We start from the raw sequence: 23,896 nt of genomic DNA, 5'->3' as shown, positions 1-23,896 counted from the left end.
CTCAGACGGCAGACCGAGAGCGACGACAGACGGGACCGAGAGCGCGCAGGAAACGGGCGCGGTGGACGCCTGCGGAAGGGGCTTCCCTTCGCCGTCGCCTTCGCCGCGGGGTTCCTGCTCGGCAAGCGGCGCGAGGACGGACCGGCCGACGCGGAGACCGGCGCGGGAGCGGGGACGCTGACCGAGGCGGCGGCCGAAATCCGCGAGCGAGCGATGCCCGGCGGGCCGGACCAGTCGGCCACCGGAGGAACCGAGAGCGCCGACGCAGGGGGCGCTACCGACCAGCCCAGTTCCATGGGGAGCGTCTCCGGCGAGCAGGTTCGCGAGGAGGAGCGCGAGGGTGACGGAATCGACGAGGCGGTCGCCGCGCTCTCGCCGCCGACCACCCACGGGATGCCGACGTTCGGTCTCGGCACCTACCAGATGGACGACTACGACGAGTGCGTCGAGAGCGTCCGGACCGCGCTCCGGATGGGGTACCGCCACCTCGACACCGCGGAGGGCTACGACAACGAGGACGCGGTGGGCGACGCCGTGGACGAGTACGGAATCGAACGCGAGGACCTCTTTCTGGCGACGAAGATAGGTCCCCAGAACCTCGACTACGACCACGTCCTGACGAACGCCGAGGAGAGCCTCGACCGACTCGGCGTGGAGTACGTGGACCTGCTGTACGTCCACTGGCCGACCGGGGAGTACGAGGCCACCGACACTCTCGAAGCGTTCGCGGAACTCCGCCAAGAGGGTCTCATCGAGCGAATCGGCGTGAGTAACTTCACGGTCGAACTGCTGGAGGAGGCCATCGAGGTGTCCGAGGAACCCATCTTCGCCAATCAGGTCGAGATGCACCCGCTGCTTCCCCAGACCGAACTCCGGCAGTTCTGCGCGCAGGACGACGTGGACGTGGAACTGGTGGCCTACTCCCCCATCGCCCGCGGCGAGGTGGCCGACGTCGAGGCGTTGCAGGTGGTCGCCGACAAACACGACGCGACGCCCCAGCAGGTCAGCCTCGCGTGGCTTCGCGAGAAAGACGTGACCGCCATCCCGAAGGCCACTAGCGAGGACCACCTCCGTGAGAACTGGCTCAGTCTCGGCGTGGAACTGGACGACGAGGACGTGGAGCGAATCGACGCCATCGAGGAGCGGCGGCGTCTCGTGGACCCGGACCAAGCGCCGTGGAACCAGTAGGTCGGACGGACCGACGCAGTCCGCTCCGGAACGGGGAGACGAGGACTGCCGACACAGGCGCGTTCACGTTCCCGCGAACCCGGTCGAGTACACTGTCGGTCGGACACGCTGTCGGCCGGGGGCGATACCAGTCGGGCCGCGTTCGTCAGGAGCCGCGGAGGACGGACGCGCCGCCGATGAGCACCAACAGCCCGCCTATCGCCGCGATTTTCAGCGGGCCGTTCGACTTCTTCTGCTTGAGGAACGCGCTACCCGGGGAGCCGGGATTCACGTACGCAGTGACCGTGTCGCCGGCTTCGTACCCCTCTATCGCCGACTGGGCCGCCGACTTCGTATCGTAGTTCGAGGCGAACGAAGTCGGATAGAGATTGCTCGACGTGTAGGACTCTCCCTCGTAGCGGTAGTCGAACGTGACCTCCGGCCGGTAATCGGGACCGCCGCGGCGCTGGGGAACCGATTCGACGGACGTGCCGGTAATCGTCGCGTTCACGGTGACAGCGTTCGATATCGCGTCGGACTGCTGGGTGTAGTCGTAGACGCCGAAGCCAGCGACGGCTATCCCGACCACTATCATCAGCAGTCCGCCCCGGACCGGGTCGAGTTCCTTTCCTCCGATATTTATGTTGGTATCTGGGGACACGGTAGCGTATTTATGCTCCACGTAAGTAACGATGGCGAATGTTTCCGCCGTCCTCGGCACCGGTACTTCCGAGTCGTGCCCGAACGCTGGTGGAGTCGAACCCGTACCAACGGGGGATGCCAGCGTCCGGCTAACGCGCCGGACCCCGCGAGTTCGGGACTCCTCCGTTCGTCCGTATCGGTGGTCGGTGTCCGTCCGACGGTTCGTATCGACCGATGCGCTTTCGGCCAACTCGTTTTTCCGCGGGGTCGGCCTACGTCCGGCGTGAGCAAGACCGGCAAGTACGTCGCGGGAGCGAACGCGCTCCTCGGCGCGTGGCTCGTCGTCTCGGTGCTGGTCGCGTTCGAGACCGAACCGGCGCACTTCTGGAACGACGTTCTCGTCGGCGGTGCGGTGATAGTGCTGGCGACCTACAACTTCGCGGCGTCGGGCGAGTACGCGTCGGTGAGCGTCGTGGCGTCGTTCGTCACCGCGCTCGTCGGCGCGTGGCAGGTCGTCGCGGCGGTGAACTTCGCCAGCCTCGGAGCCACCGCCGACCTCCTGTTCTGGAGCGACGCGATTACCGGCGGACTCGTGCTCGTCCTCGGGGCGTACAACGTCTACCAAGGTCGGTTCGTCTCGCTCGACGAGGAGGCCGAGGAAGCCGAGGAGACGGGGTAGCCGGGACGCCGACCGGAGCGAACCCCTTTTGAGACCCGACCGGCTATTCCCTCTCGATGAAGCTACTCGTCGTGGGTGCGGGCGAGATGGGTCGATGGTTCGGCGAGGTAGCGGCGAGCCAACTCGGCGACGCCGACGTGGCGTTCGCCGACGCCGACCCCGACGTCGCCGAGGCGGGCGCAGAGGCGGTCGGCGGCCGCGCCGTCCCGACCTCGACCGACGAGCGGTTCGACGCGGTCTGCGTCGCGGTGCCCATCTCCGCCGCGAGCGAGGCCATCGAGACCCACGCGTCGAACGCCGAGCGTGCGCTCGTGGACGTGACGGGCCAGATGGCCGACCCCGTGGCCGCGATGGCCGCGGCCGCACCCGACCGCGAACGCGCGAGTCTCCACCCCCTGTTCGCGGCCGCCAACGCGCCGGGGAACGTCGCGGTGGTCGCCGACGAGTCCGGTCCGGTCACCGACCGACTGCTCGACGCGCTCGAAGCGGCGGGGAACCGACTGGTCGAGACCACCCCCGCGGACCACGACGAGGCGATGGAGACCGTACAGGCGGGCGCGCACGCCGCGGTCCTCGCGTTCGCGCTCGCGGCCGACGACGTGCCCGAGGGACTCACGACGCCGATTTTCGAGGACCTCTCGGCCGTCGCCGACCAAGTTACGGGCAACGCGCCGTCGGTGTACGCCGAGATTCAGGCGACGTTCGACGGGGCCGACCGCGTCGCGGACGCCGCTTCCCGCCTCGCCGACGCCGACGCCGAGGAGTTCGCCCGCCTGTACCGGGAGGCGAGCGCAACGACCGCGAACCCGGAGACCGAAGACGAATCATGAACGACGAGTTACGCCAGAAGGTCCGAGAGAACGCGAAGTACCTGCGGAACGTTCGACCGATAGACCCCGACGAAATCGCCGAGTACATCGACAGTCAACCGCATCCCGGCGTCGTCCGCCAGACCCTCCGGGAGGAGGCCCCGTCGCTCGGTCTCGTGGAGCGCGACGACGCCACGTTCGTCCCGGTGGAAGCGGGGTCGGTCGCCCCGACGTTCCGGGGCGTCGAAGCGTTCCCGCCGGAGTACGGGCGAGCGCTGGAGAACCTGCTGGTCGAGCGGTTCGGTCCCGACTGGCAGACCGGCGAGTCGGGCGACCGACTCCGCGACGCGATTCGGCGACTCAAGGAAGACTACTTCCGGAACAACCCGGTGGAGTACGACGAGACGGCCGCGCTCGGCTACGCGATATACCACCTGCCGGACAACTACGCGGTGGTCCAGTACGTTCTCCACGAACTCGCCGAAGCGGGACTGGTCGGTCGCCACCTCCGGATTCTCGACGTGGGCGCGGGCGTCGGCGGCCCGGCGCTCGGCGTCGCCGACTACCTGCCCGAGGACGCGCTGGTGGAGTACGACGCGGTCGAACCGAGCGACGCCGCCGCGGACGTGTTCGACCGACTCGTCGCCGAGACGGGGCGGAACTTCCACCCGCAACTCCACCGGGAGACCGCCGAGGAGTTCGACCCCGAAGGCCGGACCGACGCCGGAGACGACCCGGAGTACGACCTGATACTGTTCGCCAACGTCCTGAACGAACTCGACGACCCCCAAGCGGTCGTCCGGCGCTATCTCGACTCTCTCGCCGACGACGGCGCGGTCCTCGCAATCGAACCCGCCGACCGCGAGACCAGCATCGGACTCCGGCAAGTCGAACGCGCCGTGGCCGACGACGCCGGAGCGGCCGCCATCTTCTCGCCGACGCTCCGCCTCTGGCCGGACGAGCGACCGACCGACCGCGGGTGGTCGTTCGACGTGAAACCCGACCTCGACGTGCCGGCGTTCCAGCGCAAACTCGACGAGGACGGGGGCGCATCCGGCGAGTTCGTCAACGCGGACGTGCAGTTCTCCTACTCGATTCTGCGTCCCGACGGTCGGCGGAAGGCGGAGTTCACGGCCTCCACCGACGACGTGGCGAAGATGGCCCAGATGGAGCGCCACGTCACCGAGCGCATCGACCTCGTGGCGGTGAAACTCAGCCACTCGCTGGCGGAGGGCGACCGGAACCCACTGTTCAAGGTCAGCGACGGGAGCGAGTCCGAGGACCACTTCGCGGTGTTGACGCGCGAGACCTCGCTGAACGCCGACCTCGCGTCCGCGGACTACGGCGACCTGCTCGCGTTCGAGCAGGTGCTGGTGCTGTGGAACGACGACGAGGACGCGTACAATCTGGTCGTGGACGAGGAAACCGTCGTGGACCGAATTCCGGTGTGAGAGCGGTTCTACCCCGAACCACGGGCCGTGATTTAGAGCGCGTACAGCGACGGAACCACGGATATCGCCACGAGGAACTCCAGTAAATTGTTGAGCGCGTGTACCAGCCACGCGCCCACGAGGTTGTCGAATCGGAATCTGAGCCACGTGAGCAGCGCTCCGAGCAGGAGCGCGTTCACGACGCCGGCGGCCCCGGCGGTGAACGAGTGGAGCGCGGCGAATACCAAGAGCGAACTCGCCGCGGCCGCGTACGGGCTGTATCCCCTGTCGAGGACGACGCCGACGAACAGTCCGCGGAACAGAATCTCCTCTGCCACCGGCGCGACGACGACCGACCCGAAGAACAGCGCGAGGATGCCGACCGGCGAGAACCCGAACGGCACGACGACCGACGGCACGGTGTATCGGGCGATTCCGGCGGCGTCCGCGAGGAGCGTCGTGAGCGGCCACCCGACCGCGACACCCGCCGCCGTGGCGAGGACGCCGGCGGCGAGTTCGCGCTTCGAGGGTCTCCGAAAGAGCGCGCTCGCACGCCACACCCCCTCCGGGAACCGAGCGTAGAGGAGACCGATTACGACGACGTTGCTCACACCGTAGACGAAGGTGGCGAACTGCGGCGGAAACCCGGGGTCCTCGCCGCCGGACGCGACGTACCCGGCAGTGATTACCACCGCCGTCAGGACCACCGGCGCTATCGCCGCGAGCAGCCACCGGGATTCGAGTGCCGAAAACGCGGCCGCCGTTCGTTCGAGTCGGTCGCGGGGAGCTGAGAGGAGTCCAGCGACGCCCGAACCGGGCGTATCGGGTACCATCTGACCGGTACGTCTCGCTATACCGACATAAATGTCGGCCGTCGGAGTCGGTAGTCTCTCCGCACATCGACGCGACGCCGAACCGTCGTACCATCCCAGACCCCGGACGACTTTGCCGACTCGGACGGCTTTTAACGCCCGCGGCGAGAACCTCCGGTATGGCTACCTTTCGCTCGTTCGAGGGCCTCCGCGACGCGCTCGCGGACGCCGACTTCGACCGCCCGCCAGCTATCGTCTGCAACGCCCACGTCACCGGCCTGAGCGTCGCCCGCGCGCTGAAGGCCCGCGACGTGCCCGTCGTCGCCATCGACCGCAACGAGAAGGGGGTCGCGCCCTACTCCGACGCCGTGGACTTCGCGGGACGGGTCACGTACCCCCTCGACGACGAGGAGGGCTTCCGCGAGGACGTGGAAGCGCTCGCGGCCGAACTCGACCACGAACCGGTCGCGTTCGGATGCATGGACGAGTGGGTCCACGCCTTCTCCCGGACCGAACCCGAGGGCGTCCGACTGCCCTTCGCCGAGCGCGCGACCATCGACCGCGTGCTGGACAAGGAGTCGCTGTACGACGTGGCCGAGCGACTCGACGTTCCCTACCCCGAGACCTACCGCATCGCCGAGACCGACCCCGCGGAGACCGGCGGCGAGACCGGCCCGGCCGGGAACGACCGCGAGAGCGTCCCCGCCGCCGAGACCGCCGAGCGACTGGGCTTCCCGCTCGTCGTCAAGCCCGCGCTCAAGCGCAAGTTCTCCGAGGCGGTCGGCACGAACGTCATCGAGGTCGCCGACGAGGCGGAACTGGAGGACGTGGTGGCGAACGCCGCCGCGGAGGGCATCCGCGTGATGGCCCAAGAGAAGGTCCCGGCCGTGCAGGGCGAGGACTGCTCGCTGGCCTCCTACGTCCCCCGCGAGGGCGAGGCCGTCACCTTCGTCGGCAACGCTCGCGTCCGCTACCCGCTGGGCTACGGCACCTCCTGCGTGGTCCAGCGGGCAGACGCGCCGCAGGTCGAGGAGAACGCGCTGGCGGTCCTCGACGAGACGGGCTACTACGGCATCAGCGAGGCCGAGTTCCTCTACGACGGCGACCGCGAGGAGTACGTCCTCATCGACGTGAACACCCGTCCGTGGAAGTGGATTTCCCTGCCGGTGCAGGCGGGTGCGAACCTCCCGCTGGCGGCCTACGCCGAGACGGTCGGCGAGGAGTACGACGCCGACGAGGTCCGGGACGCGCGCTGGGTCTACCTCGCCGACTACCTCAAGGCGCTGGGCACCGACGGCTTCGCGGACGTGCTGGGACGCGGGGAGTGGCTCTCGCTCATGTCGGGCGACTTCGAGGCGAGCGACGACCTGACGACCGGCGTCTACCGGCCCTCCGACCCGGCCCCGGCGTACCAGCTTCTCACGACGGAGTTCGGCACCCAAGAGTACTACTGCTCCTGCTGAGACCGACGTGAACGACCGCACCGCTACCGTCGGACTGTTCGCCGCGCTCGCCGTGCTGTGGGGGTTCTCGTTCATGGCGATTTCCGTCGGTCTCGAATCGCTGGAACCCGTGCTGTTCGCCGCCTTCCGGTACGACGTGGCCGCCGTGCTCCTGCTGGGCTACGCGTTCGTCCGCGACACCGCGCCGTGGCCGACCGACCGCGCCAGCGCGAGCGCCGTCCTCGCCGGCGGACTGTTTCTGGTGGCCGCGAACGCCTTCCTCTTCGTCGGTCAGCAGACCGTCCCCAGCGGGGTGGCGGCCATCATGCAGAGCCTCGTTCCGATTGCGACCTCGCTGTGGGCGCTCGCGTTGCTGCCGGAGGAACGCGTCTCGGCCCGCGGCGCGGTGGGCATCGTACTGGGACTCGTCGGCGTCGGACTCATCGTCCGGCCAGACCCCGCGAACCTGCTCGGCGACGACGTCGTCGGAAGACTCCTCATCCTGCTTCAGGTCGCGGGCGTCGCGCTCGGGGGCGTCCTGATACAGCGCGCCCGGCCGACGCTCGAACGGACCGCGCTCACTGGCTGGTCGATGTTCGTGGGCGCGCTGGTCCTGCACGCCGTCAGCGCGGGTCTCGGCGAACCGTTCGCGCTCCCGCGGACCGCGGCGGCCGCCGGAGCGGTCGCGTACCTCGGCGTCTTCGCCACCGCGATAGCCTTCGTCATCTACTTCACGCTCCTCGAAGTCCGGGGCGCGCTGGAGACGTCGCTGGTGGCCTACCTCGTGCCGGTCGTCGCGACTGTCGTCGGCGTCGCGGTCCTCGGGGAGTCGATAACCGCGCTCACCGTCCTCGGATTCCTCCTCGTGTTCGCCGGGTTCGTCGTCCTCAAGCGACGCGCCATCGCCGACCTCGCGGGCGACACGCGGCGGTTCGTCGTGCGGGCCGACGACTGACCGACGCCGCCGAAGCAACGACACGCCGTCGTCGTCCGAGGTCGGCCGCACGTCTCGCCGGTACCCCCGCCTTTTCACCCGCCGGAACACAGGTTCTCACCAATGAGCAGCGACTACATCCACCTCAACCTCTTCACGATGAACTCGGTCGAACACGTCACGACCGGCAACTGGCGGACGCCGGGCGACCAGTCGGACCGCTACACCGACGCCGGCTACTGGCAGGAGGTCGCCCGGACCGCCGAACGCGGCGGGTTCGACGGCGTGTTCTTCGCCGACGTGCGGGGCATCTACGACGTGTACGGCGGCGACCGGGAGACCGCCATCGAGAACGCGATACAGACGCCGTCGAACGACCCCGCGTACCTCGTCCCCGCGATGGCGTCGGTCACCGACAACCTCGGGTTCGCGGTCACCAAGTCCACCTCGTACAACCACCCCTACCAGTTGGCGCGCGAACTCTCGACGCTCGACCACCTCACCGACGGCCGCGTGGCGTTCAACATCGTCACCTCGTATCTGGAGAGCGCCGCCCGGAACCTCGGACTCGACGAGCGGATGGACCACGACGACCGGTACGACCGCGCTGACGAGTTCATGGACGTCTGCTACGCGCTCTGGGAGGACAGTTGGGACGACGACGCGGTGGTCCGGGACCGCGACAGCGGGGTGTACACCGACCCCGAGAAGGTCCGGGCCATCGACTTCGAGGGCGAGTTCTTCGACGTGCCCGGTCCCCACGGCGCGGAACCCTCGCCCCAGCGGACGCCCGTGCTGTATCAGGCGGGGTCGTCGGACCGCGGCCGGGAGTTCGCCGCCGACAACGCCGAAGCGGTCTTCGTCAGCCAACTCACCGAGGAGGGCGTCCGGGACTACGTCGAGGACATGCGCGACCGGGCCGCGGCGAAGGGCCGGGACCCCGACGACCTGCTGTTCTTCCCGGGTATCGCGCCCGTGGTGGGCGAGACCGAGGAGATAGCCCGCCAGAAGTACGAGACGTACGCCGAGAACGTGGACACCGAGGCCACCCTCGCGCTGCTCGCGGGGTTCATCGACCTCGACTTCTCGGAACTGGACCCCGACCAGAAAGTCGAACACATCGAGACCGACGCGATTCAGGGAGCCATCAACGCGTTCACCAAAAACGACCCCGACCGCGACTGGACCGTCGAGGAGGTCGCGGAGTTCGCGGGACTCGGGTCCACCTCGCCCGTCATCGTGGGCAGTCCCGAGCAGGTGGCCGACGAACTCCAGCACTGGTACGAGGACGTCGGGGTGGACGGGTTCAATATCAAGGAAATCGTCCGGCCCGGAACGCTCCGGGACTTCGTGGACATGGTGGTGCCGGAACTCCGCGAGCGCGATCTCGTCCGCGAGGGCTACGAGGGCGAGACACTCCGGGAGAACCTCTTCGAGGAGGAAGGCCGGACGCGACTGGCCGACGACCACCCCGCGCGGAACTGACGAACTGCACGGAGCGCCAAGTCGGCGGCCGTACAGAGCGCGCACCAGTCGAGAATCACCTTCGTGATGGTGTGCCGGTTCCGAGTGATAGGTGAAACGCCGGTTTCACTCTCGACAAGATACTCAACCCCGTCGGTCCTCTCGGCGTACATGGACCGCCGCAACCTCCTCGCATCGCTCGCTGGTATCGGGGCCGCCGGTCTCGCCGGGTGTGTCTCGGCGGACTCCGCCCCGACGGCGGGGACCGCCCCGGACCCCGTGAGCGTCCCCGAGACGAGCGTTCCCGAAGGCGTGGACGCACCGACCGAGAGCTACGTCGCCGGAAATATCGACTTCGGTCTCGCGCTGCTCGACCGCCTCGCCGACGACGCGCCGACCGAGAATCGGTTCGTCTCGCCCTACAGCCTCGGCGTCGCGCTCGCCATGACCTACGCCGGGGCGCGCGGCGAGACCCGGACGAACGTGGCCGAGACGCTGCGATTCGCCCCGACCGGCGAGGACCTCCACCGGTCGGTCGCCGCCCTGCGCGCGGACCTCCCGCTCGGCGACGCCGACGAATCGGCACCCCAGACGACCACTGCCGAGACGGAGACGACGGACGACGCGACCGAGACCGAAGGCGAGGACGGCGCTCCCTTCTGGTTCGTCGGTGCGAACGCGCTCTGGGGGCAGGCGGCGTTCCCCTTCCGCGAGGCGTTCCTCGGGACGCTGGAGCGTCACTACGGCGCGGGTCTCGGTCGGGTGGACTTCGCCGAGCACCCGGACGAAGCGCGGCGGGCCATCAACGGGTGGGTCGCCGAGCGCACCCGCGAGAAGATACCCGAACTGTTTCCGGAGGGGACTATCGACCACAGGACCCGACTCGTCCTCGCCAACGCGGTCTACTTCCGGGCGAACTGGGCCGAGACGTTCGACGAAGGGAGCACCGAACCCAAGGAGTTCACGACGCTCGACGGAACGAACGTCGAAGTGCCGACGATGCACCAGAGCGAGCGGTTCCCGTTCGCCGAGGTGGACGGGGTGAAGGTTCTGGAACTCCCCTACGCGGGCGAAGACGCGGACATGACCCTCCTCCTACCGCCCCGCGACGGGTTCCGCGAGTTCGAGCGCGGCCTCGACGCCGACCGCCTCGGGGAACTGCTCGACGCGACAGAGAGCCGAGAGGTGGAGGTCCGACTCCCCAGATTCGAGTTCCGGTCGAGTCTCGAACTGAGCAAGCGACTGGAGGCGATGGGGATGACGACCGCGTTCACCCGCGAGGCGAACCTCGACGGAATGGCCGAGGGCGACGCCGACGCGAACCTGAAGTTGGGGTCGGTCGTCCACGAGGCCTACGTCGGTGTGGACGAGCAGGGGACCGAGGCGGCCGCGGCTACCGGTGTCGAAGCCGAGTTCACGTCGGCGGCCCTGAACCCGGCGACGTTCGCGGCCGACCGGCCGTTCCTGTTCGTGATTCGCCACCGGCCCACGAACGCACCGCTGTTCCTCGGCCGGGTCGCGGACCCGACGGCCGACTGACGACGTGCAGCGCCGCGCGGTCGGCCGCCCGGAGCGGTAGGACTTTTGACCATCCACCGTAACGTTGCGACCATGAGCGACGACCGCGAAATCCTGTTGACGAACGACGACGGGATAGACAGCCCCGGTATCCGCGCCCTCTACGACGCCCTCTCGGCGGTCGGCAACGTCACTACCGTCGCGCCCGCCGACGACCAGAGCGCGGTCGGCCGGGCGATGACCTACGAGGTCCCCGTCCGCGAACACGAACTCGGCTACGCCGTGGAGGGGACGCCCTCCGACTGCGTGGTCGCCGGACTCGCCGAACTCGGTCCCTACCCCGACATCGTGGTCTCGGGATGCAACGAGGGCGCGAACATCGGCGCGTACGTCCTCGGTCGCTCGGGGACCGTCAGCGCCGCGGTCGAGGCCGCCTTCTTCGGTGTGCCGGCCATCGCGGCGTCGCTTCACGTCCCCCAGAGCGAGTGGCCTCGCGACACCGAACCCGAAGAGTACGCCGAGGTCGCCGAGGCGGTCCGCTACCTCGTCGAGCGCGCCCCCGACGCGGGCGTCTTCGAGAACGCCGAGTACCTCAACGTCAACGCGCCGCTCCCCTCGGAGGCGAGCGCGGTCGAAGACAGTGGGGGCGGCGTGGTGGACACCGACCAGCGAACCCCGATGGTCGTCACGCGACCCTCGCACGTCTACGACATGGACGCCACAGAGGAGGACGGCGTGGTCACGCTCCACGACAACACGTGGGGCCAGATGGAGGACGACAACCTGCCCGACCCGGAGGGCACCGACCGCCGGGCGGTCTACGAGGGCAAAATTAGCGTCTCACCGCTGACCGCTCCCCACACGACCGAGCATCACGACGCGCTGGACGAACTCGCCGAGCAGTTCTGAGCGCCGGGGACCCCGACGGGTCGTCACCAGACGCCGCAGGCCCCCGGTCCCCGACCCGGTCTACTCCGACGCGTCGAACCCGCTGTCGAACCGGTGGCCGGTCTGGTCCAGATTCTTGACGCCGGGACAGTCGTGTTTCTCCGGGAGTTGGTGGTGCTGGCAGAAGGTGCCCTGACAGTACGAACACCCCCGTTCCCCGACCAGTTTCTCGCCGCACTCCTCACAAGTGGCCATGCAGAAACTACATTATCGATTACCAAGGAAGTATGGGTCGGTTCGCGCAGTCGTGACGACGGGACGGAACTCGATAGTCGCGCTACCGAGTCCTGCGACGGTCTCGTACCGATTTCGAGCGAACGAGACAGTTGTGAGCAAGGTTTATTTGACGGTACTGTGAACAAAGTCACATGGTCAAGAGTACCGTTCGATTTCCCGAACCCGTGGTCGAGGAAATCGAAGCACTCGTCGATGACGGCGTCGTGGAGAGCAAATCCGAGTTCCACCGCTTCTGCTCGGAGTACGTCCTCGCGCAACTCGACCCCGAATTCGAACCCGAGACGCTGGACTTCGAGGAACTCGAAGCCCAACTCATCCGCGACTCGGCGGGTCCCTCGGAGGGCGACGGTATCTCGTTCCTCGAATCCGTCCTGTTCATCCGGAAGCACGCGCTCCGGGGCAACGTCCAAGACGCCGAGGACTTCATCGACCACCACTACGACCCCCACGACCGGGACGCGGTACTCCTCGAAGAACTCCTCTCGTTCTACCACGACTCCGCGCCCGACTCGGCCGCGACTCCCCGGCGCTCCGTGCAACCCGAACAGCGGTAGCGGGCCGCGGGTCCGGCGGCGAGAGTGTCGATATTAGAGCGGTTTCTCCATCCGCACCGAATCTACATCGACGTCGTTGGTAGTCGTAGTCGTCACGCGCTCCACTCGCTCGTACCCCTGCCGTTCGTAGAAGCCGACGGCGTTGAGAACGGCCCGCAGACGAACGACGTCGAACCCCTCGTTCCGCAGTCGCTGCTCGAAGTGGTTCAGTATTGACGAACCGATGCCTTCTCCGTTACGCTCCGGGTCGACGAAGACAGCCTCGACGCCACCGTTTTCCACGTCGAGTTCACCGAATCCGACGACGCAATCACCGGACTCCGCGACGACGAGTTCGGTCGAAGGGTCCTCGATGGCGTCTACATATCTCTCGGTCCCCTCTGCCTTTGCTGCCCACGCCGCAACCTGTTTGTCGGTGTAGGCAGACGGTCCGTGAGCGACGATAGCCGCGACGTGAACGACGAAGATTGCCTCCGTCTCGGCGACCGTCGCAGCGCGAAGCGTGAGGTCAGCGGCCATACGCAATCACGTGGAGACAAAACTGTATAAGCTACTGTCTGAGTACGAAGGTATCTGGTCTGTATTTACACAGGGACTTCAGTTCCCCCCGCTCGTATTCGACTGCTGAGGAACCGTTTCGGATAGATTCTCGGACAACGCTATCCTGTCCCTCGTTGCTCAACCTCGTTCGTCTCCGCTCGTGGTTCGCGGTTAGGACGGTTTTCCGCTTCCCGTCCACCGCCGCAGCATCATACTCGCGTGGAGTCAATCGGTTCTCTGGACGCCGCTCTACTGTCGCCAGCGTGGTACTCTGTGAGCAGCGCAGGGAATCGCGGCCCTACCACGGGCGCTGACTGTCGTCTTTCGGGTGATGATAATTGGCAACAAGGGTTAATCGCGTAGATAACGACAATCGTCTCCCAGCAAGGGAGAACCAGAATGAAAGAACAACCATCTCGCGGTCTGGCCCGGAAAGCAATGGCTGGCGGTCTCAGTGTCGGTTCGACGATGCTCTCGGAGCAACGTGAGGCGATACGCCACCGGAGGGACAGTTGGCGTCTCGACTCCTCCTCACGCTTCCCCATGATTCGGCTTCCGGGCGGGTACGAAATCGAAAAAGTAGCGGACGGTCTCACGTACCCCACCTCCGTCGCTTGGGACGACGAGGGGAGCATGTACGTGGCTGAAGCAGGCGGAGCATTTCTCGACGAGGACGACGCGTCGGCGCGAATACTCCTTCTAGAAGACGGGGAGGTGACGGAGGTGGTCAACCTGGACGACGAGATTTATCCCGCCATCTCGGGGATGACTTGGCACGACGACGCCTTCTACATCACGCACCGCGAGGAGGACCTGTCCGGAGCGGTGTCCAAGGTGACGCTGGACGGGGAGCGCACGCCGATTCTCGGCGGCATCGTCGACGCCAAGTCGGACCATCAGCTCAACGACATTCGAGTGGACAGCGGCGGACAGATGTACGTCTGCTCCGGCATCGCGGGCAACTCCGGGTTCATGGACCAAGTCATGATTCCGTTCGTGCAGAAAGCCCCGGACGGCCACCCGACCGTAGCGGAGGACATCGTCCTCAGAGGCGTGAACATCGAACTTCCCGACTTCCGAGACGGGGAATCGGGAACCGCGCTGACGGGAGCGTTCGTCCCGTTCGGGACCGAAACGGAACCCGGTCAGGTAATCGAAGGCCGCGATAAGTGCGGCGGCTCCATCCTCGCGTTCGACCCCCAAGACGCGGAAGCTACCGTCGAACCCCTCGTGTGGGGCCTACGTAATGCAGTCGGCATCGCGTGGAACGAGCGAGGCGAGATGTTCGTCGCCGAAAACGGGTACGACAACGCTCCCGGGCGGCCTATCGTGGACAATTACGACGCCACCTACCGGGTCCGAGAGGGCGCGTGGTACGGCTGGCCGGATTTCACGGCCAACATGGACCCCGTCACGAGTCCGAAATACCAACCCACCAACTCCACGATTGCCCAACCGTACATCGACGGCGAACGACAGCCCCAAGAGCTGTCTTTTCTCATCGACCACGAGGCAAGTGGTCTGGAACAGCCGGACGAGTCGCTCGTTGCCGGCCTGCACGAGGTGAACGCGTCACCGTCGAAACCGGACGTCGCGCCCTCGTCTTGGGACGAGTACGCCGGTCAACTGTTCGTCCCCGAGTACGGCGACCTCTCGTGGACCACGAACCCACTCCGAGACAAGCCGGCGGGGTGTCGAATCGCCGTCATCGACACTGACGGCGAGGGGAGACAGGACGTGCGGGCGTTCGTCCAGAATGCAAAGCCGGGGCCAGCATCGAAGCAAGGCCGAGTCGGCGAGGGACTCGAGCGACCGTACGACGTGAAGTTCGGACCCGACGGCGCTATGTACATCGTGGACTTCGGCGTCCAACGAATCAACCGCGCCCGAATCGCGCAAGGACACCTCCCGGTCGAATGGGACCGGGAAACCGGAGTGGTTTGGAGAGTCACCCCGACAGCCTACTGAACGGTGAGAGGAGACTCGTGCAGTACCGACCGTCCACGAAACCGGAGAACGACGTGCTATGACGCGGCGGAACGACGAGACCCCGACGGCGCTTCTGCGCGACGTTTTGGAGGAGTTCGACTGCACCTCGGGGACCCTCCATCGGGCGGAGGGCGACGAACTGACGCTCGTGGCTCAGGAGGGAATCCCGGATACCGTCGTCGCCGAAATCGAGACGATTCCGTTCGGCAAAGGCATGGCGGGGCTGGCGGCCGAGCGTCGGGAACCGGTGCAGGTATGCAACCTACAGACCGACGACTCCGGCGTCGTCGAACCCGGTGCGCGCGAGACGATGTTGGAAGGGTCCATCGCCGCTCCGATTATCGGGTTGAGCGGCACGCTCGAAGGAACCCTCGGAATCGCCAAACTTGAGCCGTACGAGTTCACGCCGACGGAGCGCGACCGATTGATGCGTGTTGGCGCACGAATCGCCCAGCGTCTCTGACTACGACGTGCGCCGAACCGCTCTCGATGGTCCGCTCCCTCGACGACTTTGGGACTGGACCGGCGAGGTATCGGCCCCTTCTCGAAGCGAAGGTGTCGGCCCGTTGTACGGAGACGAGTCCACGTTGGGAGCAACCGGAACTGACTCCGTCCCGCTCGACTGGATTGGAGGAGAGAGGGTCACCTTTCAGGAGGTAGAGAGAGTCACAGCCACCGAACCGGGGAGTACAATTAGAACAGGTCCGTGAACTTTAATCGTTACTCGCTCTTTCGTTGTTCGCCTCGTTCAGGCTCCGGACCGACGTTACAGATTTCGTCTACGTTACCGCTTACGACCCGCTCGTGACGACTCCTACGAACGAATAGTAGACACGTACTTATTGCTGGCCGAGTCCGGCCGCTGTGATGGTATCGTTTCCCTCCGAAAATTCAACCGGTAGAGTGAGCCTCTGCTTGGTCTGACTGCGGTATAGCGTGGTCTCGCCGACGCTTCCGCGCTTGACGGAGACCGATACCGATAACGAACCCGAGCGTGGCGAGGACGACGGCTTCGGGGAACGTGCGTCCGAACGCCGCAACGGGGTCGAGGTAGTAGTTCTCAATTCTCTGGAGAGACCCAATCGTCCAGATGACGTTTCCGTAGACGAGGCTCCATCCAAGGAGTACGCTCGGGAGGTACCCTTCGTTCAGATAGGCGTGAAGTGCGGCGAGGCCGATAACGAAGAACGCACCGGTCGCGTGCCAATTAGGTACGTATTCATTGAGGAGGAACACCTCGTGTAGCACCTCGACGACCCCGTTCTCGAACTTCGTGACGAAGAGAAGGTACTCCAACGTCAGACCGGCGATGAGAAACACGCCTCCTAGAGCGAGTGCCCGTCGTGACCTTGACCGCTCCACACCGAGAATCAGGTCGTGAAGTCGGTCGGACTGGAATGCCATACGGTATAGTTGTTGCTAAGGTTACTAATAATCGCCCCTCCAAGAACGGCAATGAGTCCAGTGGAACGTCTCACAGTTCTGCCTACTGCGTGAACTGCCCCAACCTTCGACCAATCGGTAGAGAGGAGAGTTCGGAGAACTTGGATAGTTACCTGCTATCGACTCTCTCGTCGCTCCACCTCGTTCAAGTAGCTGAAGTCCCGTATGGATTCTCCCTCGAATTTTCAGGAATCTCTTTAGAATCAACCGGGCAATGGCTGTATCGCGCTCAATTATAAACGAAGCGTGGGGGTATACCAACGACTGATTCAAACCCTAGCAAAAACTAAATTAGTTTATGTGATTTGATTTTCCTTCGGTCACTTCTTCGTCTTCCGTGAAATCGGTGAGGATGGAGTCGCTCACCCTGCTAACAATGCGAACCCCGTTCAGACCCATAGGTTCTACATAAGTGGAACATACACGATTATAACATATAAATGAGTGAAAAGCTTCCAATTCTTCTGGCAGGTATGCTTCTCCTTGCTGGTTGTCAAGGGACTCTCTCCACTAGACCCAACAGTACGTCCCACCCTAGTACCACCGCCACCCCAATATTCCCGGAGGGGTATACGAAAACAAACGTGAATGCATCGATTGCAGAAACTCAGCATAGTCAACACGCGGAAAACAGTGGGTCGATGACAGTCACGGTGCATACTGCCGTCACTGAAACCCAAGGACGGGATGGTGCGTACGAAGAGAACAGAAGCACAACGGAGACGTATTGGCTTGAGTTTGGCAACCAGACGCTGCGGAAAGTAGTTACTGGAGAGGAAGAATACGAGGGCTACTACAATGCCTCAATCGACGATATGATTTATCAATCCCATGATGATGAAGACCATAAGTTTGGGATAGAGGCGCCACGGCGGAACGTGTCGGCATACGCGAATCCACGGATTGGAGAGGACGACACCGCCTTTTCGTTCATCGAGGTGATGAACTTCACCTATGCAGGCTTGCAAACAGGGTACGTAAGGTATACCGCTACCAACATCACAGTCCCAGCGAAGAGCAACCTGCGACTGCGTGAAATCCCGTCTGAGGACTACACGAACATCACAGCGTCACTCGTTGTCGATGAACAGGGCCGACTCCGCGAGTTCACGCTCAAAGCGGACATCTATCGTCATAATCGCACCCTTGACCAACCCCAGTACGTGGCCACGCACACAATCCGTATCACGGCATCAGGGTATGGGACAACAGTCGCTCAGAAGTCAGAATGGGTTGAGACAGTACGGACCAAACACGAGGATTGAAACGGTGTGGGTGACGTTCGTTGCGTCCTCGAACGTAGTACTCGTTGACTGCTGACGTTCCGGAATCTCGAACGTGATTTGGCGCCCAGGCGGGGTTGGGTGGTTGTCGGCCGTATAAAGGATAATTTCCATCCCTTTCCTGATACTGTGGTTTGGTTGAGATGGAAGTACATGAGCGTGCGCTTCACAATTCATGTCGGTCGTCGTATTGGTGGACATCGCCAGCCACCGAGAGTAGTCTTGCATTATACATCGTTTACAGAGCGACTGCCGAAAGAAGAATCGACGAATCTACCGGCGGTAGAAGGCCTTGAAACGCCCGACTCAGGCTACCTACTCTCTCGTTGTTCCACCTTGTTCAGTTCTATCAACAGTCTGAAAATCGCTTTCACCAAGTTCGCGTCCACGTCGAACTGCTCGGCGTTCTCGCCCGCGCGGTCCATCACGCGCTGCTCTTGGTCCTCGTCGGTCGTCGGCATGTCTCGCTCGTCTTTGACCTGCGCGACCGTCTCGGCCACGTAGGTCCGGCGGGCGATGAGTTCGACTATCTCGCGGTCGATGCTCTCTATCTCCTCGCGGAGTTCCGCGAGGTTCATCTCGTCCGGGCGGGGTCGTTCTGTGTCGTCGTCAGCCATGTGGTACCCTCTCGTTGACTCCATCTGTCTCGAACCTGTTCTAGCACCGCGCGCTCGCCGACCGCGACGAAACTCGGGCCGGTCCCCGACAGCGAGACGCCGCGCACGTCGGGGAGCGCCTCCACCATCGGGTCGGCGGAGAACCCGAGCGCCGCCGTGAAGGCGAACCCGTTGACCGTCATCGCGTCGGCGTAGCGACCGTCGAGCGCGAGGTCGGCGACCAGTTCGGCGACGGGCGCGAGTCGCTCGCACCGCGCGACGTCGGCATCGGCGCTGAAGGCCTGCTCGGGCGGCGTCCAGACCAACACGTCCCACTCGACGGGGTCGCGCGCGAGCAGTTCGTCGGTCCGGTTGTCGGTGACGGTGACGCCCCCGAGCATGCTCGCGCTGGCGTCGTCGAACGCGCCCGTGACGGTCACACCGGCGTCGCGGGCCGCCCGCACGCCAAGTCGACAGGCGTCCTCGCGGGACACCTCCTCGGCGACTCCGAGCGCGTCGAGCGCGGCCAGTACCGTCGCGTTCGCGGCCGCGCTGGAACTCTTGAGTCCGGCCGCCATCGGCACTTCGCTCTCGGTCCGAACGTGGCCGCCCGAAATTCCGTCGGCGTCGGGCGCGTCCGCCGCGTACTCCGCGACGACGAGTTCGATGCACCGCTCTATCAGAGCCGTGTCGGCGTCGGGGTCTTCCGCGACCTCGCCGGTCACGACGCCCGAGTCGTCGAGTTCGACCTCGGCGGTCGTCTCGGCGTCGATGGCGAACGCCGACCCCTTGCCGCAGGCGAGGGCGTTCAGTACCGTCCCCGCCGCGAACGCAGACGCGCGGCCGTCCATGCTCGGGACTCTCTCGCGGTGCGTATTGACGCTGGTGGTTCGTGCAATCGCCTCACCGGACGAGGGGAGTGGTATCGGAGAACTCGGGTCCGCCGCTCGTCCCTCTCCGTTCGTCAGCCTATTTGTACCCTAGCGCCCGGAGGCGGTCGTCCATTTCGGAGTTCTCCATCATCGCTACCGCTTCTCTCGGCGGGTCCGCTCTCGTCTCTCTGCGGGACTCGTGGGGCATGGTCAACCACGGAACTCGGACGAGCGACGGATGGGTGAGACCCGGCGGGTGTCCCCACATCTTCGCCGGAATGGGGCGCATGCGCTCGCCGAACATGTTGCCGTGGTCGGCCGAGACGACGACTTTCCCCGCGACGGTGTCCTGAATGCGCTGGACGTGGGGGAGTGCGAGTTCGAGGTTCTCCTCGTAGGCCTCGCGAATCGTCTCGAAATCTTCGGACGAGAGCCGATAGCGCAGTCGCATCCAGAGCGAGAGGTCGGACCCGTCGTCCATCGGTGACTCCCTGTTCCCGCCGGTGAGACCGGCGTGAGTGATTCGCCGTCCGGTCTCGCCGATGAACGGCGTGTGGGGTTGCATGAAGTGGCTGATGATACGCTTGTGCGGGTACCGCTCCGCGGCGTCTACGGTCGCCTCGGCCATCGTCTCGGGCGGCACGGTCCGTAACTCCTCGTCCCACCCCCAGTCGAACACGTCGACGATGTCGTGGAATATCCCGCTCCCCTTGAGCGACTCCACGTGCGGGTTCGCCGAGACGTACACCGTGTCGTGGTACTGACCGTCCGAGAAGTTGCGTTCGATGAACTCGGTGCTGTGGCTCCCTAGCGACGACGCTGCGGATAGATGACCGTTCAACCAACTGCACGCCCGGAACGTATCGAACCGGCACCCGTCAAGGAGAACCAGCGTGTCCCAGTCCTGGTCCATGACGCGGACACCGTTCTTTTCGGATAGTTTCCGATTGACCTTGGTCACTTGCCACCCGAGTTCCCCAAGTAGCACGCGAGGATTCCGGAGAATCCTCTTCAGGTTCGTCAGCGTAATCTTCGACCCCATAGCCCCTCAAGTTGACTAGCCACGTACGGAGTTCAATCTTTGTGCCCCTACCGCCCAGTCAACCCAGTGGGCTCCCCGAAACACACCCCTTTTCCCCGACCCGAACGAAAATCCGACCATGAGCGCACGCAACGACGTGGCCCCCGACACCCTCGGCGTCGAGTTGGCCGAGGACGGCATCGTCGTGGAGTACACCGACGGCCGGGAGACCTACTACCGCGGCGTTCCGACCAAGGAGTCCGGGACGCTCCGGACCCAGCCCGGTAAACTGGTCCAGATTCTCGTGACGGACCCGACCGAAACCGAGGGCGTGATGATGTACGTCAACGACCGCAACACCCACGACGACATCCTCGAATCGACCGGCGTCGGTCGAGTGATGCTCGAATCGGGCGAGGAGGAGGAACTGTTCCCCGGCGTCACGGTGCGCGTGGACGGCTACGCCATCGAGGTGGAGGCCGACCCCGAGACCGCGCGCGGCCGGGTGTTCGTCTTCGAGGAGGACGAACTCGGCGAGAACTCCTACGAGATAGTCAACGAGGATTGACGGGACCGACTCACCATGCCACTCCAGAGACGCTGGCAGTCGCTGAGTCGCGGGACGGTCGGGTCCGCGCCCGAGCAGTACGGCGTCTACGAACTCGGCGAGGACGGCGACGTGCTCGAAGTCGGCGCGGGCGTCCTGCGCGACGAACTCAAGGACGCGCTGGCGTACGGGTCCGGCGACCAGGTCCGGTGGGAGACCTGCCAGACGGAGGCCGAAGCGAGGGAACTCGCGGCCGACCACCGCGAGCGCGCGGGGTTGTAGTTCGGGATACCGGTCGCCGAGCGAACGGCACTCGACGGGCGAGGCGACGCACTTCGTGACGTCCGAACAGACGGTCCGTCGAAAACAGACCAACTGCCCCGTTAGCGAGAGGGACATCTCGTCCGCGTCGGCCGCCGTGAACTCCGGGTCACTGGATGTAGGAGGGGTCCTCGTGGTCGCAGTTCGCCTCGTGTTGCTTGGCGTCCTCGGCGTCGTCGAACATCATCCCACACCCCTCGCACTTGTACCACGTCATCTCGTCGCGCTCGGTTTTGACGACCATGTTAGGGTGATACAGTGTCGGCGACCAAATCAGTTGTCCCGAGTCGTCGCTCGGTAGCGGTTCGCTGGTCGCGGGACGCGTCGGCCGGCACCCGACAGGGGAACCCTCAATACGCACGAGCTACGAGAGACTGACATGAACGCGAAGGGTTCCGCCGCAGTCGAGCTAACCGTACAGGGCGCGGAGAAGCGCGACGCCGGCCGGGGTATCGCTCGCGTCCCCGAGTCGGCCCGGTCGGCGTTGGGCGTCCTGAGCGGCGACACAGTGGTCGTGGAGGGCGAGCGCGATACCGTCGTCAAGGTGTGGCCCGCCGGGAGCGACGCGCAGGCCGGGACCGTCCGGATAGACGGCGAGACGCGGGCCAACGCCGGAGTGAGCATCGGCGACGCGGTGACGGTGCGCCAGATTTCGGTCGCCGACGCCGAGTCGGTGACGTTCGCGCCGACCGCTCAGTTCGACGAGGACGACCGCGACACGCTCGAATCGGCGCTCAAGCGCACCCTGCAGGACCGGCCGCTCAAGGAGGGCGAGCGGGTTCGCCTCGAACGCCTCGGCGACGCCGGAACGTTCCGCGTCGGCGCGACCGACCCCGACGGGGTGGTCCGCGTGACCGACGACACCGACGTGACGGTGGCGATGGCGTCCGGGTCGGGCGGGGCCGAGTCGGGTGCGACCGGAGGGAGTCGCGCTGGGTCGGAGTCCGGCGTCTCGATTCCCGTCGGCGGCGAGGGAGACGGCACCCCCGCGGAACCCACGGGCGCGACCTACGAGGACATCGGCGGTCTCGAAGACGAACTGGAGCGCGTCCGGGAGATGGTCGAACTCCCGCTGTCGAACCCCCAACTCTTCCGGCGACTCGGCATCGACCCGCCGAAGGGCGTCCTGCTCTACGGCCCGCCGGGAACCGGCAAGACGATGATAGCCAAGGCGGTCGCCAACGAGGTGGACGCCCACTTCGTCACGGTGTCGGGACCGGAGATTATGTCGAAGTACAAGGGCGAGAGCGAAGAGCGTCTGCGCGAGGTGTTCGAGACCGCCCGCGACGAGGCCCCGACCATCGTGTTCTTCGACGAGATAGACGCCATCGCGGGCGAACGCGACGAGGAGAGCGACGTGGAGAACCGCGTGGTCGCCCAGTTGCTCTCGCTGATGGACGGTCTCGAATCTCGCGGACAGGTCGTGGTCATCGGCGCGACCAACCGGGTGGACTCCATCGACCCCGCGCTCCGGCGGGGCGGTCGGTTCGACCGCGAAATCGAAATCGGCGTGCCCGGCGAGGCCGGACGCCGCGAGATTCTGGACGTCCACACCCGCGGGATGCCGCTGGCCGACGACGTGGACGTGGACCGACTCGCGGCCTCCACGCACGGGTTCGTCGGCGCGGACCTCCACGCGCTCTCGACCGAGGCGGCGATGGCCGCGCTCCGGCGGGCACGCGACGCCGGGGCCGACGACGCGGCGCTGATGGAGGTGGAGGTCACCCGCGAGGACTTCGAGACCGCGATGGCCTCGGTGGACCCCTCGGCGATGCGCGAGTTCGTCGCCGAGTCGCCCGAAATCGGGTTCGACGCGGTCGGGAATCTGGAGGAGGCGAAACAGACGCTGACCGAGGCGGTCGAGTGGCCGCTGGCGTACCGCAACCTCTTCGACAAGACCAACACCGAACCGCCCTCGGGCATCCTGCTCTACGGCCCGCCGGGGACCGGCAAGACCCTGCTCGCGCGGGCGCTGGCGGGCGAGAGCGACGTGAACTTCATCCACGTGGACGGGCCGGAACTGCTCGACCGCTACGTCGGCGAGTCCGAGAAGACGGTCCGGGAGATATTCGACCGCGCTCGGCAGGCCGCCCCGGCCATCGTGTTCTTCGACGAGATAGACTCCATCGCGGGCGAACGCGGCTCCGGGATGGGCGGCGGCGCGGAGGTGTCCGAGCGCGTGGTCTCCCAACTCCTGACCGAGATGGACGGTCTCGCCGAGAATCCGAACCTGATAGTGCTGGCCGCGACTAACCGACGGGACGCACTCGACCGCGCGCTCCTGCGACCCGGGCGACTCGAAGAGCACATCGAGGTGCCCGCGCCCGACGAGGAGGGCCGCCGGGCGATTCTGTCGGTCCACGCCGACGACAAACCCCTCGGTGACGACGTGAGTCTGGACGAGTTGGCCGCGGAGTTGGAGGGGTACACGGGCGCGGACTTGGAGTCGGTCGTCAGGGACGCCTCGATGCGAGCGATTCGAGAGGCGGCCGAGGCGTGGGGCGTCGAGCAGGCCGACCAGAACGCCGACGAGATTCGGATTCAGCGGAAGCACTTCGACGCCGCGGTCGAAAAGATTCGCCCGACGCTGGAGTGACGCCGGTCAGCCACGGGATAGGTCGCCACGTCGGCAAGAAAGTTCAAACCCG

Annotated in this window: 25 protein-coding genes; 16 read left to right on the top strand and 9 right to left on the bottom strand. The window is 65.6% G+C overall.

All coding sequences use genetic code 11. The features are described from left to right. Positions 1–294: 294 nt before the first annotated feature. Positions 295–1,188: an aldo/keto reductase gene (locus FXF75_RS06555; RefSeq protein ID WP_163521139.1), complete on the top strand. Its 894-nt coding sequence runs from the start codon at positions 295–297 to the stop codon at positions 1,186–1,188. A 145-nt stretch (positions 1,189–1,333) separates the two neighbouring features. Here the strand turns inward: FXF75_RS06555 and FXF75_RS06550 are convergent, their stop codons facing one another. Further along, positions 1,334–1,828: a DUF3592 domain-containing protein gene (locus FXF75_RS06550; RefSeq protein ID WP_309221759.1), complete on the bottom strand. Its 495-nt coding sequence runs from the start codon at positions 1,826–1,828 to the stop codon at positions 1,334–1,336. A gap of 264 nt (positions 1,829–2,092) precedes the next feature. On the opposite strand from FXF75_RS06550, the gene FXF75_RS23285 reads away from it, so the two are divergent. From FXF75_RS23285 to FXF75_RS06535, 3 genes are read left to right on the top strand one after another with little or no spacing between them, the layout of a single operon-like run. After that, complete coding sequence (locus tag FXF75_RS23285) at positions 2,093–2,488, top strand: SPW repeat protein (RefSeq protein ID WP_163520848.1); 396 nt, start codon at positions 2,093–2,095, stop codon at positions 2,486–2,488. A gap of 56 nt (positions 2,489–2,544) precedes the next feature. Then, positions 2,545–3,318 (top strand): prephenate dehydrogenase/arogenate dehydrogenase family protein, encoded by a 774-nt coding sequence (locus FXF75_RS06540; RefSeq protein ID WP_163520846.1) that lies wholly within the window; start codon positions 2,545–2,547, stop codon positions 3,316–3,318. Continuing rightward, positions 3,315–4,748 (top strand): small ribosomal subunit Rsm22 family protein, encoded by a 1,434-nt coding sequence (locus FXF75_RS06535; protein ID WP_163520844.1) that lies wholly within the window; start codon positions 3,315–3,317, stop codon positions 4,746–4,748. Before FXF75_RS06540 ends, FXF75_RS06535 begins: the two co-directional genes overlap by 4 nt. A 32-nt stretch (positions 4,749–4,780) precedes the next feature. Here FXF75_RS06535 and FXF75_RS06530 read toward each other — a convergent pair whose 3' ends face one another. Continuing rightward, on the bottom strand, positions 4,781–5,560 hold the full coding sequence (locus FXF75_RS06530) for a CPBP family intramembrane glutamic endopeptidase (protein WP_163520842.1): 780 nt from the start codon (positions 5,558–5,560) through the stop codon (positions 4,781–4,783). A gap of 158 nt (positions 5,561–5,718) precedes the next feature. Between FXF75_RS06530 and FXF75_RS06525 the strand changes: the two genes are divergently transcribed. The 5 genes from FXF75_RS06525 to surE all read left to right on the top strand — a co-directional run bounded on the left by FXF75_RS06525 (position 5,719) and on the right by surE (position 11,806). Next, complete coding sequence (locus tag FXF75_RS06525; protein ID WP_163520841.1) at positions 5,719–7,002, top strand: carboxylate--amine ligase; 1,284 nt, start codon at positions 5,719–5,721, stop codon at positions 7,000–7,002. Between the two features lie 7 nt (positions 7,003–7,009). Further along, positions 7,010–7,936, top strand: coding sequence for a DMT family transporter (locus tag FXF75_RS06520; protein ID WP_163520839.1), 927 nt, complete (start codon positions 7,010–7,012; stop codon positions 7,934–7,936). A gap of 102 nt (positions 7,937–8,038) precedes the next feature. Further along, complete coding sequence (locus FXF75_RS06515) at positions 8,039–9,400, top strand: LLM class flavin-dependent oxidoreductase (protein ID WP_163520838.1); 1,362 nt, start codon at positions 8,039–8,041, stop codon at positions 9,398–9,400. Positions 9,401–9,550: 150 nt separating this feature from the next. Next, the gene (locus FXF75_RS06510) at positions 9,551–10,918 is read left to right on the top strand and encodes a serpin family protein (protein ID WP_163520836.1); all 1,368 of its coding nucleotides are present in this window, start codon (positions 9,551–9,553) and stop codon (positions 10,916–10,918) included. A gap of 72 nt (positions 10,919–10,990) precedes the next feature. Continuing rightward, a complete protein-coding gene (gene surE / locus FXF75_RS06505; protein ID WP_163520834.1) occupies positions 10,991–11,806 on the top strand; it encodes a 5'/3'-nucleotidase SurE in 816 nt (271 codons plus the stop codon). 60 nt (positions 11,807–11,866) lie between these two features. Here surE and FXF75_RS06500 read toward each other — a convergent pair whose 3' ends face one another. After that, entirely contained in the window at positions 11,867–12,040 is a 174-nt protein-coding gene (locus FXF75_RS06500) for an AN1-type zinc finger domain-containing protein (protein ID WP_163520830.1), read from the bottom strand. 173 nt (positions 12,041–12,213) lie between these two features. On the opposite strand from FXF75_RS06500, the gene FXF75_RS06495 reads away from it, so the two are divergent. Further along, positions 12,214–12,636, top strand: coding sequence for a hypothetical protein (locus FXF75_RS06495; protein ID WP_163520829.1), 423 nt, complete (start codon positions 12,214–12,216; stop codon positions 12,634–12,636). Between the two features lie 33 nt (positions 12,637–12,669). Here FXF75_RS06495 and FXF75_RS06490 read toward each other — a convergent pair whose 3' ends face one another. Continuing rightward, positions 12,670–13,155 (bottom strand): GNAT family N-acetyltransferase, encoded by a 486-nt coding sequence (locus FXF75_RS06490; RefSeq protein ID WP_163520828.1) that lies wholly within the window; start codon positions 13,153–13,155, stop codon positions 12,670–12,672. 420 nt (positions 13,156–13,575) lie between these two features. On the opposite strand from FXF75_RS06490, the gene FXF75_RS06485 reads away from it, so the two are divergent. Together FXF75_RS06485 and FXF75_RS06480 are read left to right on the top strand one after the other, a co-directional pair. Beyond that, positions 13,576–15,144 (top strand): sorbosone dehydrogenase family protein, encoded by a 1,569-nt coding sequence (locus FXF75_RS06485; protein ID WP_163520827.1) that lies wholly within the window; start codon positions 13,576–13,578, stop codon positions 15,142–15,144. A 58-nt stretch (positions 15,145–15,202) separates the two neighbouring features. Continuing rightward, positions 15,203–15,628, top strand: coding sequence for a GAF domain-containing protein (locus FXF75_RS06480; RefSeq protein ID WP_163520826.1), 426 nt, complete (start codon positions 15,203–15,205; stop codon positions 15,626–15,628). Positions 15,629–16,056: 428 nt separating this feature from the next. On the opposite strand, the gene FXF75_RS06475 is transcribed toward FXF75_RS06480, so the two are convergent. Then, positions 16,057–16,569, bottom strand: coding sequence for a hypothetical protein (locus tag FXF75_RS06475; protein ID WP_163520825.1), 513 nt, complete (start codon positions 16,567–16,569; stop codon positions 16,057–16,059). Between the two features lie 680 nt (positions 16,570–17,249). Between FXF75_RS06475 and FXF75_RS06470 the strand changes: the two genes are divergently transcribed. Continuing rightward, positions 17,250–17,873, top strand: a complete 624-nt coding sequence (locus tag FXF75_RS06470) for a hypothetical protein (protein ID WP_163520824.1) — start codon at positions 17,250–17,252, stop codon at positions 17,871–17,873. A 329-nt stretch (positions 17,874–18,202) separates the two neighbouring features. Here the strand turns inward: FXF75_RS06470 and FXF75_RS06465 are convergent, their stop codons facing one another. From FXF75_RS06465 to FXF75_RS06455, 3 genes are all read right to left on the bottom strand, one after another. After that, the gene (locus tag FXF75_RS06465; protein WP_163520822.1) at positions 18,203–18,508 is read right to left on the bottom strand and encodes a chorismate mutase; all 306 of its coding nucleotides are present in this window, start codon (positions 18,506–18,508) and stop codon (positions 18,203–18,205) included. Continuing rightward, on the bottom strand, positions 18,466–19,338 hold the full coding sequence (locus FXF75_RS06460) for a shikimate kinase (RefSeq protein ID WP_163520821.1): 873 nt from the start codon (positions 19,336–19,338) through the stop codon (positions 18,466–18,468). The genes FXF75_RS06465 and FXF75_RS06460 overlap by 43 nt, the downstream gene beginning before the upstream one ends. A 118-nt stretch (positions 19,339–19,456) precedes the next feature. After that, on the bottom strand, positions 19,457–20,272 hold the full coding sequence (locus tag FXF75_RS06455) for a hypothetical protein (RefSeq protein WP_163520819.1): 816 nt from the start codon (positions 20,270–20,272) through the stop codon (positions 19,457–19,459). A 247-nt stretch (positions 20,273–20,519) separates the two neighbouring features. Here FXF75_RS06455 and FXF75_RS06450 point away from each other — a divergent pair, with 247 nt between their 5' ends. Together FXF75_RS06450 and FXF75_RS06445 are read left to right on the top strand one after the other, a co-directional pair. Continuing rightward, positions 20,520–20,948, top strand: coding sequence for a DUF5796 family protein (locus FXF75_RS06450; protein WP_163520817.1), 429 nt, complete (start codon positions 20,520–20,522; stop codon positions 20,946–20,948). 15 nt (positions 20,949–20,963) lie between these two features. Further along, positions 20,964–21,209: a hypothetical protein gene (locus tag FXF75_RS06445; protein ID WP_163520815.1), complete on the top strand. Its 246-nt coding sequence runs from the start codon at positions 20,964–20,966 to the stop codon at positions 21,207–21,209. Between the two features lie 148 nt (positions 21,210–21,357). Here the strand turns inward: FXF75_RS06445 and FXF75_RS23045 are convergent, their stop codons facing one another. Then, positions 21,358–21,492: a hypothetical protein gene (locus FXF75_RS23045; RefSeq protein ID WP_256567997.1), complete on the bottom strand. Its 135-nt coding sequence runs from the start codon at positions 21,490–21,492 to the stop codon at positions 21,358–21,360. A 135-nt stretch (positions 21,493–21,627) separates the two neighbouring features. Here FXF75_RS23045 and FXF75_RS06440 point away from each other — a divergent pair, with 135 nt between their 5' ends. Then, positions 21,628–23,844, top strand: a complete 2,217-nt coding sequence (locus tag FXF75_RS06440; protein WP_163520813.1) for an AAA family ATPase — start codon at positions 21,628–21,630, stop codon at positions 23,842–23,844. Positions 23,845–23,896 lie beyond the last annotated feature (52 nt).

The organism is Halorussus sp. MSC15.2 (assembly GCF_010747475.1).
In the GTDB taxonomy this organism is placed as follows: domain Archaea; phylum Halobacteriota; class Halobacteria; order Halobacteriales; family Haladaptataceae; genus Halorussus.
This window is presented reverse-complemented; position numbering and strand designations above follow the sequence as displayed.